The following is a 22,049-nucleotide window of genomic DNA, read 5'->3' on the forward strand; positions in this document are numbered from 1 at the left end:
AGGCCTCCCGCGTTGGGGAGGCCTTTGCTGTTTGTATATTAACACAATTATAATGCACCCTTATTACTGTCTGTTTTTTTGAAGATAGCGAGCAGTATAAATACAGCGAGGGCGTAACCCATCAGGCAAAACAGGGCGGCATGATAACCGGCATCGAAACTGCCTTGTTTGTGTAGCACGTAGAAAAATACCCCGCCAATCATACTTACACCTAAGGCCGACGAAAATTGCTGTACGGTGGAGTAGACACCGCTGGCCACACCAGCTTGTTCGTGCGGAACGTCTTTAAGTGCGATTTTAAGGAATGAGGGTACAAGCAAACCGGCTCCCAAACCATAAAGTAAAAACGCCGCAATAATAGCTGCAAACGGGAACGTATCTCTGAACCAGATGTATTGGATGGCGAAAGATGCAATGAGTAGTAAACATGCTACCTGCAATATCCACGGCCCAAACTTCGACCCGTTTTTGATAGACCAGTGCGATGAGAACATAAAGGCAATGCCCAATATTATAAAATAAGAAGCCGATGTTAACGGAGCTACATGGTGCCCGGTTTGCAGAAACAACGCACACGACAGCAGGAATGCGCTAAACAGTGCAAAGTAAAAGAATACCATCCCCAAGCCTAAATTAAAGCTTCTTATCTTGAATAGGTGTAAAGGCACCAATGCGCTTTTACTCTTTTTAACCCGGATATATTGGTGTCGAATAAACGCGAATAGAATCACAAATGCTATAGCCAATAACTCAAATGTCCAGGTTGGCCAGCCTAATTCACGACCTTGAATGATAGGATAGATGAGCGCTGATAGTCCGGCTGTTAGCAGAAGTACGCCGCCTATGTCAAAGTTAGCTTTCCTGGTAAGTTTAGATTCCGGAATGTAGAATGTTGCCATCGTAACGGCCAATATACCTATGGGCACGTTAATCAGGAAAATCATGCGCCAAGGCTCGCTCATCCAATGAACAGTGACAAAATATCCACCCAAAAACTGACCCATTACCGAAGCAATACCCAATGTAATACCATAATATCCTAGTGCCTTGCTACGGAAACTGCCGTGTTTAAAGTTAAGTTGAATTAGCGTAACCGTTTGCGGCACGGCAAACCCTGCAGCAATACCTTGTAAAAAACGGAAAACGATTAGCTGTTCAATAGTAGCCGCATAACCGCACAGGGCCGAAGCAAGTGTGAAAACCAGCAAGCCCAACATAAATACTTTTTTACGGCCAAAGTGATCACCGGCACGGCTGCCTGTAATTAAGAATACAGAGTAGCCCACCAGATAGGAGGCAATAATACCCTGAACCGCGGCATCTGACGCCTTAAAATATTCCTGAATAGTGGGCAAGCTTACGTTCATGATAAAAACATCTATCACGGTAATAAGCGGAGCCAGTAATATTGTGAAGAGGATAAGCCATGGAAATTTCTCTGTATCCGTAACCGGAGTAGAGACAGACAAGTCTGTTTGCATAAATATTTAAGTTAAAGTGATAGATAATTAATGGTGAATTTTTAAACGGTTTGAAGCAAATGCGCTACTACCTTTTTAGAGTCGTCGAGTGGTTGAGAGGTATTGAACAGCGTTGATTGTAATACAGCACCTTCCGAAAGATTGAATATCATCCCGGTCATTTTGTTGAGTGCATCTTCGGGAAATGGATCTTTAATAACTTCCAACTGTTCGGCAATAAAAGCCTTAATAGTGTTCTTATGTGTCCTAATAATATCGGCCGAACTCTCATCTAGGTTAGGCAGCTCATAAACTACACGCGAAAATGTACAACCTTTATAATGATTTTTCTCCAGGCGTTTTTTTCTAAAGTCGAAAAACGCAAGTAGTTTTTCTTTGCCATCAGGCACGTCTTTGGTAAAATCTGCAATTTCGGTTGCCCACTGGGTTTTATGTGTTTGCAGATATTCGTTCAACAAAAGCTCTTTAGACGCGAAGTGTTGGTACAGGCTCGACTTGGCAATTTGGGCTTCCTCAATAATTTGGTTTATACCTGTTGCCTGGTAGCCCTGTTCATAAAACAAACGGCATGCCGTGTTCATGATCCTTTCTTTAACTCCTACCTGATCTTTCATAATACAAATGTATAAATGGAATTTAATAAAACAGACAAGTCTGTCTTTTTTTAAATCATCTTACGGTCATTTAAAAACAGTTCATATTTTTCATATCATAATTAAGGGTTTTCAGCTCGGTAAACACTCTATGCTAGTGCTGCAGGCACGGTGAAGATGCAAGTGTTATCATATTCTGTATCAGATTTATAATGTACTCTTAAAAAGCTTTTGTAAGTTTAGTTCCCAAACCCAATTATGCAAAAACTATCCAACCGCCTTTTATCAATAGATGTGCTGCGTGCCGTTACCATGTTCCTCATGATATTTGTTAACGACCTATACCTTACAAAAAATATTCCCCTTTGGATAGATCACGCTGATGGCAATGCCGATGCCCTTGGTTTTGCTGACATTATTTTTCCTGCTTTCTTATTTATACTTGGGCTGTCGTTGCCTTTTGCCATCAACAGCAGGATTAAGAAGGGCGAATCGACGATGCAGATTCTTGCCTATATCCTGAGTCGTAGTGCGGCCTTATTGATAATGGGTTTTTATCATGTTAATCTCGAAGAGTATAATTCAAAGTCGGCTTTAATACCGGCGGCAGCATGGGCGCTTATTATAACAACAGCGTTTTTTCTCATCTGGCTGGATTATCCGGAGACAATAAAGAAGTCCACTAAGCATACACTCATCGGCTTCGGTATAGTTTTGCTGATTGCCATGGCTGCCATTTATAAAGGCGGCACACCCGAGCACCCGGTCTGGATGCAAACTTCATGGTGGGGTATACTGGGTATTATCGGATGGTCGTACCTGGTATGTGCGCTTATCTACTTTGCATCTAAGGGTAATATGGCGGTACTTGCCTGCGCTTTAGCTGTATTTGTGGCAATAAATATTGCTAACCATACCGGCATTCTACCCGATCAGTTATGGGTTATAGGCGATGGCTCGGCAATGGCTTTAACCATGGGCGGTGTAATTATTTCGCGTTTGTATACCCGTTGGATGGGAGAGGGTAAAGCTGTTAGGGTAAGCACGGCTTTTCTGATTATAGGTGTGCTGCTCATTGCTGCAGGCTTACTCATTCGTCCTTATGCAGATGGTATCTCCAAAATCCGTTCTACACCGGCCTGGGTGTTTATCTGCTCGGGTATTACTATACTAGTGTTTAACCTGTTTATATATGTGGTAGATATCCAGGGTAAAAAGAATCTGTTTAAAACCATCCGGCCGGCTGGTACCAGTACGCTTACCTGTTACCTGATACCTTACTATTGGGTGTTTCTTTTAAAGCTTTTTCATCTTAAATACGCTTACGTTATTAATAACGGCGCGGTAGGTTTACTGCGTGCAGTTATTGTATCGCTGGTAACCATATTGCTGGTGGGTTTAATGGAGAAAAAGCATTTGCGCCTTAAGATCTGATTATATTACAATACTCTAAACCACGTTAATAATACAATATGCCCTTATTAAAAAAACTTGTTCCGATGAGTTTGCTTGTTGCAACCCTGATCGGTTTGATTTGTCCGGCTAAAGCTCAAAGTAATAAGAAAAGTAAATACGTGGTTATTGGCTACGTTGGTGGTTACAAAGGTTTGTTTGATACCAGCATGGTAAACGCTACCAAGCTAACCCATATTAATTATGCTTTTGTTGATGTGCAGCATAACCGCGCCTGGCTTAGGCACCGTAAAACCGATACCATCAATTTTAAGAATCTCTTGAAGCTTAAGAAGGTAAATCCGAGCCTCAAGGTACTGATCTCTATTGGTGGCTGGACCTGGAGTGGAAATTTCTCCGATGCGGCTCTGAGCGATACATCGCGCAAGGCTTTCGCCGAAAGTGCTGTCGATATCCTGCGGAAGTATAACCTGGACGGAATTGATATTGACTGGGAATATCCTGCCGACAAAGGAAATGGTAACATACACCGTTTGGAAGATAAGCAAAACTATACCCTTATGTTTAAGGCCTTACGCGAAGAACTGGATGGGCTTGAAAAAGAAACAGGCAAGAAATTATTGCTTACTGCCGCAGTGGGTGGCTTTAAACGATTTTTACAGCAAACTGAAATGGATAAAGCTGCTAAATATCTCGACTATGTGAACATGATGACTTACGACTATTTTCAGGATAGCCTTGGCATTGCCGTACATCATACCAATTTGTATGCTTCTAAAAAATATAATACCCGCGATGATGCAGATGAGGCGGTCAAAAACTTTGTTGAAGCCGGCGTGCCGATCTCGAAGTTAGTGATGGGCATTGCTCTTTATGGCCGTTCCTCATCAGTTAGTGATGTTAAACAATATGGTTTAGGGATGAAAACCGTGCAGCACATGCGAGGCGGTGGCTACACCTATTTAAAAGATAGCCTGATAAACAAAAGCGGGTTTAAGTATTATCGCGATCGCGACGCTATGGCCTCGTACTTGTTTAACCCACTTACCAAACAGTTTATTTCTTATGACGACGAGTGGTCGGTCGCTAAAAAGTGCAACTATGTGGTGAAGTATAAAATGGCCGGGATAATGTTTTGGGAATATGCCGATGACAAAAAGGAATACCTCATTAATACGGTAGACCGTAGTTTGAAAGTGCGTTAGTTAACCTAATACTCTACTCGGTAATTAAACTTGCAAAACAAACCTCTGGTACGGTAAAGCTCGCTTTTCCATTTACTATCTTAATATTCGACTTCTTTTTCATAGATAGTTTTTTAGAGGTGATATAAAGCACCAGCTTTTTACCGGTTGCCGGGATACCCGAAACTACTATATCGCGCTTGGGGCCGTTGTTTACCAGATGCACCGCTACATCTGGCGTTTGCTTGTTGGCCAATGCAGCACAGGTAATATTCGGCGCATCAGCTTTGGAACCTATTGCATATACGTTTTTAGGGGTTGATGCCAGTTGTTTTAAGTTCCAAAAACGCTGGCCGGGATGCAAGGGTTCGTTATTGCCAAAAATGCCGCCACCAATTAATGGCGAATAATCGGCGGTAAGTTGCCATTGTAAGATGCTTACAGGTTGGCAAATGGACAAAAGGCGCATATAAAGGTTGATCTCTTCAATAGCATATACCTGCTCCTGAAAAATGTCGGGGTAGTTCCAGGCTGCGGCATCAATACTGCCCTCACCAACTATGAGGGGCATGTCGATCTTTTTGGCAGCATCGGCCCATTTTTGTAAAGTAGGGGTGTCCCAACCGCGCCACGAGTGAAAGGATACTGCGCCGATATATTGCTTTGCATCCGGATCATTTAGTGCGGGATAAATAAATTCGTAGGTGGTGGCATCGGAATTATCGCCTAATAACATTTTGGTTTTTAGTCCCCGGGATACGAAATAAGCGCCTAACCCTTTAATCAGTTCGTTGTGCTCTTTGCCGGTAACACGGATGTTGATGCCCAGGTCCGATTCGTTGAAGGAAAACAGCGTTACATCCACCCCAAAATTGCTTTTTAAGTATACAATGTAGTCGGCTATAGATTTGTAAGTGGTCTGTATGTTTTGGTAATTAAGCGGGTTGCCCCATTGCTCGCCCGGCTTTGGGCGCGATTTAGGCTCGCCAATAATAGCCCACTTGGGTGCATTCCACGACGTAAGGATAATTGGCATGCCGATTTTTTGCAACCGCTGCGCCATCTCCATCGATGCTTTCACATGAGGATTGAGGGTGGTATTAGGATCTTGTTTTAACGGGTCGCTGTTTTCATCAGGCTGCCATTGTGCAAAGGGCATTTCTACCCGTCCCCATGCCACACGCATATTATCTAAACAATAATCAATAACCTGCGGATCTGTTTTAGGGTTCTGCAACCTGAAATTACCGCCAAAGCCCTCAAATATCCGGCCCTGGTTCGCGGCATCCAATTGAATGTTCACCGGGTTGCGGTTTATTTCGCCGTCCACCGTTAATGTAAGTTCATGGCTGGCAGTTTGTCCGGTAGTCATATTGCCTGTTTGAACGGGCACCAATAGCGCAAAGCTGTTATCAGACTTTTCTATGATTATGGAGGTTGGCTCATCTAACGATAATTTTATTTGTTGGTTGCCAGCGCTAAACAATACTTCCTTTGCTGTACTGTTTAGTGCAGAGAGGGGAGAAGGCGATGCACCATTTACAGACATTGTGCTGTATGAAGCGGGTAATTTTAGCTTGAAATATACCCCTTGTATAGCTTCATCTTTTTTGGCTGTAACTGTTAGGTTGATGTTTGCTTTGCCGTTGCCCGCCTCGGTAACGGTTTCTGACAATATTAAGCTATCAATCGCGGTGTTTACGATCTGACTTTTGCCGGCTCGTGTGTATTTAGGTTGTTGCTCTTCTTTACGGGTTTCTGTAGCATTTTTTTCGCTTTTCCAAACAACACTTATGGCCGATTCAAATTCAAATAGCTGTCCGCTCTTACGTATACCGGTTAAATTTCCCCAGGGCTGTAGCTCGGCCTGGGCATTGGCTGTTTGAGCCAGCGCAATTATTGCGGTTGCTAGCAAAGCATGACGCATAAAGCGAAAAGTGTTGAATTTGATGTGGTTGATCATAACTGATAAATGGTAAATAAAGATAAAACAGAGGGGTTTTATTTGAACGAAAATGAAAAATAATGCCATAAAAAGGTTATCAGAGTATCAGTCTGGCGCCCAAAAGAGGACATAATTTAATTTAGAAGCGGTTTTACAAACCAAACAAAGCAAAATACCGTACCGTATTTTTCTTCAGGTAGTTTGGGTTAAATCACCCTGCTGATTATGAAATTTTCAAAACATTAAACTCTTTGACTAGCTTTTTTGCCAAACTGGTAATTTTAGCTAAGCTATTGAGCTTCTGCGGGTTGAAGTGTTGGTGGAAGTCGAGGAAAAGTTTCATTGTAACGCCAATGTTACAATTTGGTACTATTGTCACATTTATAAAATTTACGATTTGTGGCTATATTTGAGCAATTGTATAACTATTTGTTGTACATATCGTTTACAGGATTTAATGAGATTTTTCTATACAACGTTCCATTCATTAAATACTATTGCTACCTGAATTTTATTGCAGTTGTTTCTATGAAAAAACTCTTACTTGCTGTTACTTTTCTTCTTGGATATATCACTTTCGCAACGGCGTCGGCAAAGCGCTATGTACCACCGGCGACAACGCCTGTTGGTACCACAATATCAGGTCCAACAGGCACGGTCAGCAGTTCGCCTATAACCATCACCATAACTACAGCCAGGCCGGTAAGTACAATTTCAAATTCGGCTTTTACGGTAACTAACGCACAGCTAACCAATCTTACACAAAAATTAACCTTAACTTATTCGGCACAATTCGGAACCACGGGTACCAGTGGTAATACAGATGCTTTATTTTCAAACCCTAATGGCATTGCAACAAATGGCAATGGCATTATTTACGTTGTTGATGCAGGCAACAGTCGTATAAAAATACTTAACGAAAGCGGCGCGCAAACCGGAGTTTTCGGCGCTGCTGGCTCAGGCGATGGGCAATTTAACACGCCAACCGGCATTGCAGTAGACGGTAGCGGCAACGTTTACGTTTCGGATAGGGGCAATGGACGCGTTGAAGTATTTGACGCCAATGGCAATTTTCTAACAACAATCGGTTCAGCCGGTTCAGGTAACGGGCAGCTCAACATACCGAGGGGCATCTATATAAGTGCCGATGGTCATATTTATGTAGCCAATGCTGGTAATAACCGTATCGAAGTGTTTAATAGTGACGGTTCTTTTAGCAAAACAATTGGCTCGGCCGGTAACGGTAACGGTGAGTTTTACAGTCCTTCTGGCATTACAGCCGATGGTGCTGGCAATATTTATGTAACGGATTCGGGAAATGGCCGTGTACAAAAGTTTACCTCGGCTGGTGCTTTCACTACTGTAATTGGTGGTGCCGGTAGTGCCGACGGACAGTTTAATACGCCTGTAGGTATCGTAGCAGACGGCACAGGTAAAATTTATGTGGTTGATAACACGTTGCACCGTGTGCAGGCTTTTACTACCGCTGGAGTTTTCTTGGGTAAATTAGGCGGTACTAATCCAGGTACTACCAATAATCAATTTAACTTCCCGACCGATATTGCAGCCGATAAGAACGGCAAATTTTATGTAGTAGACCAGGCAAACCAGCGTGTGGCAGTTTTATTGGGCAAAAGTGTGTATACAGCCACTTTGGAGCCGGATAATAATGGTTTGGTAACGGTAGATCTGGCGGCCGACAAGGCATTTGATAACAATGGCAACGGCAATGCGGCTGCTACTTATTCGGTAACTTACTTTAATGCAACACCAGCCGCACCTATCGGTTTAGTTGGTACCTCGCTTGATGGAAAGGTGCAATTAGATTGGACTGCCAACCCGGTTGCGGATGATATATTGAGCTATAAAATATTCTGGGGCACAAGCCCTAATCCTACAACACTGCTTACCTCGGTATCTGGCGCGGTAACAACTTATACAACTGCCAATACGCCTTTAGTAAATGGCACAACTTATTACTATCGAATTACGGCTGTTAATAGTGTAAGCAACGAAAGCGCTTATTCGGCAGAGGTTTCTGTGATACCTAAAGCTACGCCTTTAGTAACCTTAACTAACCCCGTTAACATAACTTACGGCACCCTGGTAACCGAAGCCATGATCAACGCACAGGCCAGTGTGCCGGGTACGTTTACTTACGACGGCGAAGCGGCGCCACGTTCAACCATTTACAGTGCAACCGGACCGAATACAATAGTGGTTGTGTTTCACCCAACCAACGCCGCCGCTTACAATGATGTAACTACTAATGTAAATATCAATGTAGCCAAGGCAATACCGGTTTTTACGGTTACTACACCTGTTAATATTACATACGGTACTCCGGTTACCGCTGCGATGATAGATGCTCATGCAAATATTCCGGGCGATATTACTTACGACGGACACCCTGCGCCATCGGCAACGCTTTATACTGTAGCAGGCCCTAATAGCATTTTAGTTAAGTTTTTACCTACCGATGCAGATAATTATGCTGAGATAGATAAAACCGTTGACGTAATTGTTGCTAAGGCTACGCCAGTTATAGATTGGACACTACCAGCGAGTGTACCTGCAAAAACCGATGTATCAACCTTACAAACAGCAGTAGAACATAGCGGCATAAGTGGTACTTTTAGTTATGTGCCGGCATCTGGTATATTGCATGCGGGGCTTGCACAACAGATTAAGGCAATATTTACACCAACTGACGCTTCGGATTATAACACGGTTGAAAAAATACTGACTATTGACGTTAGTCAGCTTACGCCAACCTTAACATGGTTGCCAAGCCCGGCCTCAATAAGTTACGGTACTCCATTGGTAAGTACCCAGCTTAATGCAAGTGCCGATGGTGGTTTGCTTGGCCCTATCACTTATAACCATGTAGCAGGCGATGTATTAACAATAGCCAACTCATCTGTAACTGCACATTTTGTGCCGGATGATCACGATTATCAGCCAGTTGATAAGACGATATCGATCACTGTTAACAAAGGTAACCCTGTAGTAACGTTAACCAACCCGCTTACTATTAATTATGGCACACAGGTAACAGAAGCGTTAATCAACGCGCAAGCTAGCGTACCGGGTACATTTACTTACGACGGTTTAACAGTGCCACCTACAACTACTTATCCAGTAGGTACTAGCACAATGGCCGTTGTATTTCACCCTACCGATGCAACCAACTACGAGGTTATTACCAATACGCTAACTATTAATGTAACCAAAGCCAACCCTGTAGTTACGCTTACTAACCCAATTAATATTACCTACGGAACGCACGTAACTATGGCCATGGTTAATGCACAGGCAAACGTAGCGGGTACGTTTACTTATGATGGCTTATCTGCACCGCCTTCAACCAACTATACCGTTGCGGGCCCTAACAGCATGGTTGTGGTATTCCATCCAACGGATGCAACCAATTATGAGGTTGTCACCAATACCGTAACTATTAATGTAACCAAGGCTAATCCAACGGTTACGTTAACTAACCCGGTAACTATCGCTTATGGTACACAAGTAACAGAAGCGATGATTAACGCGCAGGCGAATGTTCCGGGTACATTTACCTATGATGGCGCTTCAACACCACCAAATACCATCTATCCAGTAACGGGGGGCAGCGTTGTAGTGGTATTCCATCCAACTGATGCAGCCAATTATAACTCCGTAACCAACACAGTAGTAATTACCGTAGCCAAAACCATCCCTGTAGTAACGCTAACCAACCCGGTAAACATTACTTATGGAACGTTGGTGACTACAGCTATGATCAATGCGCAGGCAAATGTGCCAGGCACCTTCACTTATGATGGGGCATCTACGCCGCCGAACACAATTTACTCGGTAACAGGTGGCAGCATAGCAGTAGTATTCCACCCAACGGATGTAGCTAATTACAATACGATAAGCAATACTGTAGCTATTAACGTAACTAAAACTATTCCGGTAGTAACGCTAACCAACCCAGTTAACATTGCTTACGGCACGCAGGTAACAACGGCAATGGTTAATGCTCAAGCCAGCGTACCAGGTACATTTACATATGATGGTCAGGCTACTCCGCCTAACACCATTTATCCGGTTACGGGCGGCAGTATGGTAGTAGTATTCCATCCTACGGATGCGACCAACTACGAGGCAGTAACCAATACTGTGGCCATCAATGTAACCAAGGCTACCCCAATAGTAACGTTGGTTAATCCGGTAACTATTACTTACGGTACGCAGGTAACCGAGGCGATGATCAATGCGCAAGCCAACGTACCGGGCACGTTTACTTACGATGGTTTGTCCGCACCACCATCAACTATTTACACAGTAGCAGGGCCAAACAGCATGGTGGTGGTGTTCCACCCAGCAGATATTACCAATTATGAGGATGTAACCAACACGGTAACTATTAATGTAAACAGAATTGATCCGGTAGTTACGCTTACCAACCCCATAACTATTGCTTACGGTACACAGGTAACTGCTGCCATGATCAACGCACATGCCAATATACCAGGTACGTTTACCTACGATGGGCTATCGGTACCGCCTTCAACCATCTATCCGGTAGGGGGGGCTAACAGTATGGTTGTGGTATTCCACCCAACGGATGCGGTTAATTATAGTCCGATAAGTAATACCGTAATCATAAATGTTAACAATACAGCACCTGTAGTTACACTTAACACTCCAATCACTATTAACTACGGCACAACGGTAACCGCAGCTATGATTAATGCGCACGCCAATGTACCGGGTACGTTTACTTACGATGGGTTATCGGCGCCGGCTTCAACCATCTATCCGGTAGGTGGGGCTAATAGTATCGAGGTGGTGTTCCATCCAACGGATGCAACCAGTTACACCACTATTACCAAAACGGTAACCATCAACGTAAACAAAAAATCGCCGATAGTAACGCTTACCAATCCACTCACTATTACCTACGGCACAACGGTTACTGCGGCGATGATTAATGCGCACGCCAGCGTACCGGGCACATTCACTTATGATGGACTGGCAACGCCTCCTGCAACAATTTATACAATAGCCGGGCCGAACCATGTGGTGGTAATTTTCCATCCAACAGACGCGGCTAACTATAATGATGTAACCAATACAGTTGTTATCAACGTAAACCCAATAACACCGATTGTTACGTTAAATAACCCTATAAATATTGCATACGGTACGCAGGTAACCGCTGCGATGATCAATGCGCACGCTGATGTACAGGGAACCTTTACTTACGACGGGCTGGCAACGCCTCCTGCGACAATTTATAGTATAGCAGGACCAAATAATATGGTTGTCGTATTCCATCCAACAGATGCTAATTATGGTACAATAACTAATAATGTTACTATTAATGTAACCAAGGCCAATCCAAGTGTAACGTTAAATAATCCGATTGATATTAGCTACGGAACAACGGTAACCGCAGCAATGATTAACGCACACGCAAACGTGCCGGGAACCTTTACTTACGATGGACAGGCAACACCGCCGTCAACTATTTATACCATTGCCGGGCCTAACAGCATGTTGGTGGTATTCCATCCAACGGATGCGGTTAATTATAATACGGTTAGCAATACCGTAATTATTAATGTCGATAAAACCGATCCGCTAGTAACGCTTAACAATCCGTTAACTATTACTTACGGAACGCAGGTTACTGCTGCGATGATCAATGCGCATGCTAACGTAGCTGGTACGTTTACTTATGATGGCCAGGCCACACCACCTGCAACCATTTATAACGTAACGGGGCCTAACAGCATAGTGGTAGTTTTTCATCCAACAAATTCGGCTAATTACAATACGGTAACCAATACAGTAATTATCAACGTAAATGAGCTTGCGCCTGTGGTTACCTTAAATAACCCTGTAAATATTACTTACGGAACGCAGGTTACCGAAGCCATGATTAATGCGCAAGCGAATGTGGCTGGTACTTTTACCTACGATGGGCAGGCTACGCCGCCGGCAACTATCTATCCGGTGGGTAGTTCGAATACCATCACCGTTGTGTTCCACCCAACCAATACCGCCGATTATAGAAATGTAACTAACACAGTAACGGTTAACGTAAATAAATTACTGCCTGTAGTTACTTTAAACAACCCGATAAATGTTACCTACGGAACCCTGGTAACAGCTGCCGTAATTAATGCACAGGCGGATGTACCGGGTACGTTTACTTATAATGGGCAAGCTACGCCGCCTGCAACCCTGTATGGAGTAGCCGGACCTAACACAATAGAGGTTGTTTTCCACCCAACTGACGCTACTAATTATAGCGAAGTAAGTAATACAGTAAATATTAATGTGTCTAAGGGAAATCCGAGGGTTACGTTAACAAATCCTGTAAATATTACTTATGGTACGGTTGTAACAGCAGCTATGATTAATGCGCATGCTAATGTGCCGGGTACGTTTACCTACGACGGCCAGCCTACGCCACCGTCGACTATTTACCCGGTAGGAGGTGCAAATACCATACAAGTGGTATTCTATCCAACAGATGCTAGCAACTACAATCCAATAACTAACACGGTAACTATTACCATCGGCAACACCGACCCGATAGTTACCATGAATAATACTGTAAACATTAATTACGGGACCCAGGTAACGGCGACCATGATTAACGCACATGCAAGTGTGCCGGGTACGTTTACTTATGACGGTGCTTCGACGCCACCTTCAACCATCTATCCTGTAAATGGTAATAACACCATACAGGTAGTATTCCATCCAACAGATAATGCTACCTACAATACGATATATAACACGGTAACTGTTAATGTAAACAAACGCAGCCCCGTAGTTACGTTAAATAGCCCGGTAACTGTTGCCTATGGTACCCCGGTAACTGCAACTATGATCAACGCGCAGTCAAGTGTACCGGGTACGTTTACTTATGACGGGCAAGCTACGCCGCCTGCAACTGTTTATTCCGTAGCGGGTCCTAACACCATCACTGTGGTATTTCATCCAACAGACGCGGTTAATTATGGTTCTGTAAGCAACACAGTTACCATTAATGTTACTCCATTAACTCCGGTAGTTACTGTAAATAATCCGATTAATATAGCCTACGGTACGCAGGTAACGGCGACCATGATTAATGCGCACGCAAATATTCCGGGTACGTTTACTTATAACGGGTTGGCTGCACCACCGTCAACTATTTATCCTGTAAATAGCACAAATAGTATTTCAGTAATTTTCCATCCTACGGATGTTAATTATGGCACTGTAACTAACACGGTAACGGTTAACGTAAGTAAGGCTAACCCGGTAGTTACTTTAAACAATCCGGTTAGTATAGCTTACGGTACACAGGCAACGGCGGCAATGATCAACGCGCAAGCCGATGTTCCGGGTACATTTACTTATGATGGATCGGCTACACCGCCGTCGACTATATACACCGTTGCCGGACCAAATAGCATGGTGGTTGTATTCCATCCAACTGATGGTGCCAACTACAATGATGTAACTAATACGGTAACCATTAATGTTAACAAGGCCACGCCGGTATTAACATTTAACAATCCTGTCAACATTAATTATGGCACTCAGGTAACCGAAGCTTTAATTAATGCGCAAGCGAGTGTTCCGGGTACATTTACTTACGATGGTTCGGCTACACCTCCGGCAACCATTTACCCTGTTGGCAGCACAAGCAGTATAGTTTTAGTTTTCCAACCAACTGATGCTGTTACTTACAGACCTGTAACCCGTACCATAACCATTAATGTAAGTGCGGTAGCGCCGGTAGTTACAGTAAATAACCCTGTAAATATTACCTACGGAACTTTGGTAACCACGGCTATGATTAATGCTCATGCAAATGTAGCTGGTACGTTTACATATGATGGTCTGGCTGCGCCTGCGGCAACTATCTATCCGGCAAATACACCAGCCAGTGTTGTGGTAACTTTCCATCCAACGGATGCGGTTAACTATAGCCCGATAATTAACAATGTGGCTATTAACATAACAAAGGCAATTCCAACAGTTACACTTAATACTCCGATCAATATCGTTTATGGAACCCAGGTAACCGCCGCTATGATCAATGCTCAGGCGAGTGTGCCGGGTACTTTTACCTACGATGGTCAGTCTGCGCCGCCGTCTACACTTTATTCGGTAAATGGTCCGAACAGCATGGAGGTAGTATTCCACCCAACAGATGCTGCTAACTATCAGGAGGTAACAAACACCGTAATTATAAATGCAACTATAAATACGCCTCTTGTAACGCTGAATAATACCGTTAATATTGCATACGGTACGCAAGTTACCGCTGCCATGATAAATGCTCAGGCCAATATAGCAGGTACATTTACTTACGATGGGTTATCAGTTCCGCCAACAACCATCTATCCTGCAAATAGTTCGAACACCATGCAGGTAGTTTTCCACCCGGCAGATCCAGGCAACTATCAGGAAGTAAGCAACACAGTAACCATCGTTGTAAACAAAGCAACGCCATTGGTTACGATGAACAACCCTGTGGAGATTAATTTCGGCACACCGGTTACCGTTGCGATGATCAACCCGCAGGCGAGTGTACCGGGTACTTTCACCTACGATGGGCAACCTACGCCACCAGCTACTATTTATCCGATAGCTGGACCTAACAGCATGGTTGTGGTATTCCATCCAACAGATGCAGCTAACTATAATAGCGTAAGCACTACTGTGGTGATCAACGTAACCGGTATTATACCTGTAGTTACCCTAATCAACCCGGTTAATATTACTTACGGAACGCAGGTAACAACTACTATGATCAACGCACAAGCCAATGTGCCAGGTACATTTACTTATGATGGACAAGCTACACCGCCGGCTAGTAATTATACAGTGGCTGGTCCTAATAGCATAATGGTAGTATTCCACCCGACAGATGTAACCAATTATAATAGCGTAAGCAAAACGGTTGTTATACAAGTAATTAAAGCTGCGCCTTTGGTTACGCTAAACAACACGGTAAGCATTGCCTACGGCGAGCAGGTAACTACTGCGATGATTAACGCGCAGGGTAGTGTGCCAGGAACTTTTACTTACGATGGGCAAACTACACCACCTGCAACTAATTATACGGTGGCCGGCCCCAACACCATGCAAGTAGTATTTCATCCAACAGATGGAGCAAATTACCAGGATGTAACCAGCACGGTTACCATCAGTGTAAGCAAGGCTAACCCAATAGTTACCTTAAATAGTCCGGTAAGCATTCCATACGGTACGCAGGTAACGGAAGCAATGATCAATGCGCAGGGTAGCGTGCCTGGTACATTTACCTACGATGGACAAACCACGCCGCCTTCAACTACCTATACTGTGGCCGGTCCAAATAGTATGGTGGTAGTTTTCCATCCAACAGATGCAAATAATTATCAAACTGTGTCCAATACGGTTGTAATTACGGTTACCAGGGCAACCCCGGTAGTTACCATGAATAACCCGTTAAATATTGGTTATGGCACGCCGGTAACAGAAACATTGCTTAACCCGCAAGCAAGCGTACCGGGTACATATACTTACGATGGGCAACCCGTTCCTCCTGCGACTATTTATCCGGTAGGTGGGGCAAACAGCATGTTGGTAGTATTTACACCAACCGATAATGCTAATTATACGCCAGTTAGTACCACGGTAACTATTAACGTGGGTAAGATCCTTCCAGTGGTTACTTTGAATACTACTATAAATATTCCTTATGGAACATTGGTGACTAAACCTATGATCAATGCACACGCGTCTGTACCGGGTACATTTACTTACGACGGGCTATCCGCTCCGCCGGTAACTATTTATCCGGTAGCGGGGCCTAACAGCATGGTTGTGGTATTCCACCCGACAGATGCCGTTAATTACGACGACGTTACAAATACGGTAACCATTAACGTAACTCCGCTAAACCCAGTAGTAACCTTAAACAATCCGATTAATATTACTTATGGCACGCTGGTAACCACAGCAATGATCAATCCTCAGGCCGATGTACCGGGTACATTTACTTATGATGGGCAAGCTACACCTCCGGCAACTATTTACACGGTAGCCGGGTCGAACAATATGGTTGTGGTTTTCCATCCGATAGATGAAAATTATAACGAAGTAACCAATAATGTAAGCATCAACGTTACCACAACGATGCCGGTAGTGACCCTAAATACGCCGATAAACATTACTTATGGTACTCTTATCACCGCCGCTATGATCAACGCGCAAGCCAATGTACCGGGTACGTTTACCTACGATGGTCAGGTAGCACCGCCGATAACCTTATATACGGCAGGCAGTTCTAATAATATAACGGTAGTATTCCACCCAACAGATGCAGCGGCTTACAGCAGTGTATCTAAAACGGTTAATATTATTGTAGCAAAAGCCAGCCCGGCAGTTACCTTAAACAACCCGTTGAATATTACATATGGTACACAGGTAACCGCGGCCATGATTAATGCACAGGCTAATATACCAGGTACGTTTACCTATAATGGACAGGCCACGCCACCATCAACCGTTTATCCGGTAACCGGGCCAAACAGCATACTTGTTGTATTCCATCCTGCAGATGGTACCAATTACAACAGCATATCCAATACGGTGACTGTAAATGTTGATAAAGCAAATCCCGTTGTTGCGTTAAATAACCCGGTAGATATTACCTATGGACAGGTTGTAACTACCGCCATGATTGGCGCGCACGCCAATGTACCGGGTACGTTTACCTACAATGGTTCGACTACACCGCCTTCAACCATTTATCCTATAGGGACAAGTATAATAACAGTAGTGTTCCACCCAACTGGTACTGCCAATTATAATACCGTAACTAACACGGTAACCATCAACGTAAATAAAATAATGCCGGTGGTTACTTTAAATCGTACGGTAACTATTAACTACGGCACGCTGGTAACCACCACTATGATAAATGCGCATGCTAACGTAGCCGGTACATTCACTTACGATGGTGCTACAACGCCACCAGCAACTATTTATACCGCAGCAGGACCAAGTACAATAGCAGTATTATTCCATCCAACCGATGGCAATTACAGCGAGGTACCTGCAACGGTAACCGTTAATGTAAACAAAGTTACACCGACAGTAACCTGGACTAATCCGGTAGCCATTAGCTATGGCACAGCCCTGGGCGATGCGCAATTGTATGCAACCGCCAGCGTAGCGGGTACATTTACTTACACGCCGGCAGCGGGCACTGTGCTTAACGCGGGTACTAATCAACCGCTAAAGGTTGTGTTTACACCGACAGACCCTGACTACAACGTAGTATCTAAAGAGGTGGCTATTAATGTAACTAAAGTGCCTTTGATCATATCTGCAGATAACGTATCACGCCCTTACTATCAGCCAAACCCAACGCTTACGGCAAGCTACAATGGGTTTGTTAATAATGATACACCTGCAAGCCTTATCATCCCGGTAGTTGCGGCTACTACCGCTACACAGGTATCGCCTGCTGGTACTTATCCTATTACGCTTAGTGGTGCTTCATCTGGTAATTACAATATCACGTATGTAAGCGGAACGCTAACAGTTACCACCATTGGCCGCGATATTACATTTGATAAGTTGCCTGTTAAAACCTATGGTGATGCAGATTTCGATGGAGGAGCAACGTCTACAACCGGCGAACCGATAATTTATACTACCAGTAACCCTGCAATAGCAACTATTGTCGACGGTAAGATCCATATTGTAGGGGCAGGTTACGTTACCATTACAGCATCACTGGCACCAAATCCTTCTTATAATACCACGCCATCGGTAAGCCAGTTTTTAATTGTGAACAAGGCTACCCAGGTTATCGACTTTGCGAGTATCCCGGCACAAATGCGCGGTACCACTTATGATTTGAGCGGTATTACTTCGAGCTCTGGTTTGCCGGTTAGTTTCACGGTTAATGATGAGACGGTAGCAACAATAAATGGCTTAACACTTAGTTCGTTGCGTATTGGCGTAACCGGTATAGTGGTAAACCAGGCAGGTAATGCAAATTACTATCCTGCTGTGGCCGTTGTTAGGGAACTTAAAGTTATAGATGCTACCCGCGACGTAATTATACACCCGGCCGTATCGCCAAACGCCGACGGCATTAACGATTTCCTTTACATTGAAGGTATTAGCGAACACCCGGAGAACCGCATAACTATTATAAACAGAAACGGTGTAAGAGTTTATGAGATTACCGGCTACAACAATACAACTAAGGTTTTTGACGGCCACTCTAACTTCACAGGTGCCTTGCAACAGGCAGGTACTTATTTCTACCTGGTTGAATACATCGGTTCCGACGGGGTAGGCAGGCACTTAACCGGCTACTTTGTATTGAAGTATTAATAACATCGAATAGTGAAAATGAATAATAAAACGCCCCATATTACTAAACTAATACTTACATGTATCATAAGTTTTGCATGCGGTTTTGCCGCACACGCTCAGCAAGATTTTACGTACAGCCAATACATGAATAACCAAACGCCCTTAAACCCGGCTTATTCATTGCTGGATAAAAACGGTTCATTAAATGCCTTGTTGCGCAAGCAGTGGGTAGGTGTTAGCGGTGCGCCATCCGCATTTATCTTTAACGCAAACTTTCCGTTAGAAGCCATGAATGGAGCAGCAGGGGTTGTTATAAAAAGCGATCAGCTCGCCATTGAACACCTTACCGAGATCAATGCCTTCTTTGCCAAAAGCATCCAGTTGAGTGAGAATGCCTTTTTAGGCGTATCGTTGAATGCCGGTTTCCGTAACTATGTGGCCAATTACTCGTCGCTAGATTCTAACGATCCTGCATTTCGGGATGATGTAAGACAGAACAAACCCAACTTAGGTTTTGGGGTAATGTTTTACACCGACAAATTTTTTGTAGGTGTAGCAGTTCCCGAATTAACGTTTACTTCACTTGGTTCGGCCTCGATACAGGATAATAATTATTTCCGTAACCACTATAATTTTTCGGGGGCGGTTTTGTTAGACGGTGGCAAAGACATTAAAATAAAACCGGCATTTTTAGCTACTTATACTAAAGGGATACCATTTATTGCCAATTTCTCTACAACCCTTTATTTAAAGCAAGTGGTTGGTATAGGTGCCGATTATCGCACCAATAACGAGATGGCCGGTATCCTTAGCTTTATGATGAGTAATTTCCGGTTGGGCTACAGCTATCAGTTTGGTACCGCATCAAACAACATTGGAAGGTTTAATAACTCAACGCACGAGGTAACGCTGACTTACCGTTTTGGCCAGCACCTGGAAGATATCAATCTACTATAGAACTAAAACATCGAGGCAAATAATTATTGCCTCGATGTTTTAATAATATGGCGGTTCACCAAATCAAAAAAAGCTTCGCGGTAAGTATTGCCCAACTGTAATACGCTTTTATCAGTCAATACCACTTGGTTACCATCAATGTAATTGATTTTTGTATGGTTTATCACAAAAGATTTGTGGATGCGGAAAAAAGAGGTGTCGGGCAGCCGCTCCTTTATCTCTTTGAGGGTTAAATAAGTATTGTACTTAGTGTCTTTTGTACTAATAATAACGTAATTGCTATTCGACTCTACGTACATGATATCATCATAGTTTATCTTAACCATTTTGCCCTTATTTTCGCATTTGATATAGAAGAAATCTTCCTTTTCTGCAGATCTGGCGTCGCGATTATCATTGATACTTATAAACTGATTTAATTTGTTTATAGCACGTTGAAAGCGTGAATAAGAGATAGGTTTAAGGAGATAATCAAAAGCTGAAATTTCAAAGGCATCTAAAGCAAAATTAGGCGAGGCTGTAGTGAAAATAACTCTTATATCTGGTTTAATTAGCTTGCTGAACTCGATGCCGTTTAAATTGGGCATATCTATATCCAAAAAAAGTACGTCTGGATGTTTCTCATTAACCTCATGCAGCGCAGTTACCGGGTTCGAATTATAGCCCAGTAAACTTAAATCTTTTATGTTCGCAATGTGGTCAACTAAGACCTCTATTGCATGTGTTTCATCATCAACTATATAACAGCTTAGTTTCATACAGATAGCTTAACCTTCAATAAAATTTCAAAATTATCCTCGTTATTAATAACCTCGAGGCTATAATTATTGGCGTAATAATTATCTAAACGATAAATCATGTTTTTTATACCTGTTTGATCACTGGTTTTTGCCAATTTACCATGTTGTTTTTTGTTGTAAGTGCCAAAAATTAACTGGCCGCCCACCGCCTGAGCTGTAATGCTGGCGCGGTCTTCAGTTTGTTGCAGGTCGCCATATTTAAACATGTTCTCAACCAGGGTGAGCAATACCAGGGGAATAATCTGATACTCGTCCGGGATATCGTCAATGTCCAGATCAATAGCCAGCGTGTTATTAAAACGTATTTGGTTGAGCGCAACCAGATTGGTGATCTGCTCAAGCTCATCATTTACTACAATCAAATCTTCGGCATTGGTGGCCAGGTAGCTATATCGCGTAATGTCAGATAATAACATTACTGCTTCACCACCTTCTTTTGATGACTTGCGTACCGTATTATACACAAAGTTAAGTGTATTAAATAGCAGGTGGGGATTTATCTGAAGTTTTAAATATGCATTCCGAGCTTTAAGTAGATCAGTTTCGAGTATGTTTTGTTTTTGTATGTAAAATAACTCTTGTTGCTGCATGCCAATTATTTTACGGTGCGACCGTATAATGTGCAAACCGAATGCGTAACCACTGCTTATCCCCAGAAAATAAAGTTCGCGCCATAAGGTTGGCAGTAAGAACATAGCAAACGGCGAGGGAGGTTTCGAAACAGGTATTTTAAAATATAGAAGTGTAACGTTGATCTCGTAAGATATAGCCGTAAAAACAATGAGCTCCAGTAAAAAAAAGAGGATAAATCGTATTCTGGTTTTTTTTTCGAATGCGAATTTGAGTACTAGCCAGGTATTAAAATAGAAAAAGAAAATATTAAAAAGATAGTGGACAAAATAATCTACCGCATTATTAATCCTGCCCAGGATAATTACTACAACTGAAACTTCATAAATTATAAAGATTATCCATGCAATTACATGGTACAAATACTTTTTTTTAATTTTCATATCTCTCGCGAAAATAGGGTTTCACCCATATAAAAACCTATTTGATGTAAATAATTTAATGCAATGTTTGTGCTTGGTTAAGTTAGAGGAAAGTTATTGATATGAAAACAACAGCGACCTCCAAATTGAAATTTAAAACCAGGACATTATTCAACTATAATGCTTTTGGAACTCATACAGGGTCAAACTTATCAGACCCTACTAATACTGTGATCAGTGTTTCTACTGTGTTTATTCCCAGGCAGAAATAGCACTCGATTCAGTTCGCTATTTTAGCGTTCTTTA

9 protein-coding genes are annotated in these 22,049 nt (G+C 43.0%); 4 read left to right on the forward strand and 5 right to left on the reverse strand.

The annotated features are described in order from the left end of the window. Positions 1–47: 47 nt before the first annotated feature. Together GSY63_RS11700 and GSY63_RS11705 are read right to left on the reverse strand one after the other, a co-directional pair. Entirely contained in the window at positions 48–1,481 is a 1,434-nt protein-coding gene (locus GSY63_RS11700; protein WP_166585985.1) for an MFS transporter, read from the reverse strand. A gap of 41 nt (positions 1,482–1,522) precedes the next feature. Then, positions 1,523–2,095, reverse strand: a complete 573-nt coding sequence (locus GSY63_RS11705; protein ID WP_166585986.1) for a TetR/AcrR family transcriptional regulator — start codon at positions 2,093–2,095, stop codon at positions 1,523–1,525. A 237-nt stretch (positions 2,096–2,332) separates the two neighbouring features. Between GSY63_RS11705 and GSY63_RS11710 the strand changes: the two genes are divergently transcribed. Continuing rightward, positions 2,333–3,508, forward strand: coding sequence for a DUF5009 domain-containing protein (locus GSY63_RS11710; protein ID WP_166585987.1), 1,176 nt, complete (start codon positions 2,333–2,335; stop codon positions 3,506–3,508). 38 nt (positions 3,509–3,546) lie between these two features. Continuing rightward, positions 3,547–4,692 carry a glycoside hydrolase family 18 protein gene (locus tag GSY63_RS11715; protein WP_166585988.1) on the forward strand — a complete coding sequence of 382 codons (1,146 nt, stop codon included), beginning with the start codon at positions 3,547–3,549 and terminating at the stop codon, positions 4,690–4,692. 13 nt (positions 4,693–4,705) lie between these two features. Here GSY63_RS11715 and GSY63_RS11720 read toward each other — a convergent pair whose 3' ends face one another. Next, positions 4,706–6,634, reverse strand: a complete 1,929-nt coding sequence (locus GSY63_RS11720; protein WP_166585989.1) for a hypothetical protein — start codon at positions 6,632–6,634, stop codon at positions 4,706–4,708. A 510-nt stretch (positions 6,635–7,144) separates the two neighbouring features. Between GSY63_RS11720 and GSY63_RS11725 the strand changes: the two genes are divergently transcribed. Continuing rightward, positions 7,145–19,012 carry an MBG domain-containing protein gene (locus GSY63_RS11725; protein WP_166585990.1) on the forward strand — a complete coding sequence of 3,956 codons (11,868 nt, stop codon included), beginning with the start codon at positions 7,145–7,147 and terminating at the stop codon, positions 19,010–19,012. Positions 19,013–19,030: 18 nt separating this feature from the next. Further along, positions 19,031–19,951, forward strand: a complete 921-nt coding sequence (locus GSY63_RS11730) for a PorP/SprF family type IX secretion system membrane protein (RefSeq protein ID WP_166585991.1) — start codon at positions 19,031–19,033, stop codon at positions 19,949–19,951. Positions 19,952–19,974: 23 nt separating this feature from the next. On the opposite strand, the gene GSY63_RS11735 is transcribed toward GSY63_RS11730, so the two are convergent. Continuing rightward, positions 19,975–20,709, reverse strand: coding sequence for a LytR/AlgR family response regulator transcription factor (locus tag GSY63_RS11735; protein WP_166585992.1), 735 nt, complete (start codon positions 20,707–20,709; stop codon positions 19,975–19,977). After that, complete coding sequence (locus tag GSY63_RS11740; RefSeq protein WP_166585993.1) at positions 20,706–21,764, reverse strand: sensor histidine kinase; 1,059 nt, start codon at positions 21,762–21,764, stop codon at positions 20,706–20,708. Before GSY63_RS11740 ends, GSY63_RS11735 begins: the two co-directional genes overlap by 4 nt. Between the last annotated feature and the right edge of the window lie 285 nt (positions 21,765–22,049).

The sequence above is a fragment of the Mucilaginibacter agri genome, assembly GCF_009928685.1.
Lineage (GTDB): Bacteria > Bacteroidota > Bacteroidia > Sphingobacteriales > Sphingobacteriaceae > Mucilaginibacter > Mucilaginibacter agri.

Excerpts from the sequence above, each read along its gene's own strand:
- GSY63_RS11700 (WP_166585985.1), bottom strand. The coding sequence starts at position 1,481 with ATGCAAACAGACTTGTCTGTCTCTACTCCGGTTACGGATACAGAGAAA.
- GSY63_RS11705 (WP_166585986.1), bottom strand. The coding sequence starts at position 2,095 with ATGAAAGATCAGGTAGGAGTTAAAGAAAGGATCATGAACACGGCATGC.
- GSY63_RS11740 (WP_166585993.1), bottom strand. The coding sequence starts at position 21,764 with ATGAAAATTAAAAAAAAGTATTTGTACCATGTAATTGCATGGATAATC.
- GSY63_RS11730 (WP_166585991.1), top strand. The coding sequence starts at position 19,031 with ATGAATAATAAAACGCCCCATATTACTAAACTAATACTTACATGTATC.
- GSY63_RS11725 (WP_166585990.1), top strand. The coding sequence starts at position 7,145 with ATGAAAAAACTCTTACTTGCTGTTACTTTTCTTCTTGGATATATCACT.
- GSY63_RS11735 (WP_166585992.1), bottom strand. The coding sequence starts at position 20,709 with ATGAAACTAAGCTGTTATATAGTTGATGATGAAACACATGCAATAGAG.
- GSY63_RS11715 (WP_166585988.1), top strand. The coding sequence starts at position 3,547 with ATGCCCTTATTAAAAAAACTTGTTCCGATGAGTTTGCTTGTTGCAACC.
- GSY63_RS11720 (WP_166585989.1), bottom strand. The coding sequence starts at position 6,634 with ATGATCAACCACATCAAATTCAACACTTTTCGCTTTATGCGTCATGCT.
- GSY63_RS11710 (WP_166585987.1), top strand. The coding sequence starts at position 2,333 with ATGCAAAAACTATCCAACCGCCTTTTATCAATAGATGTGCTGCGTGCC.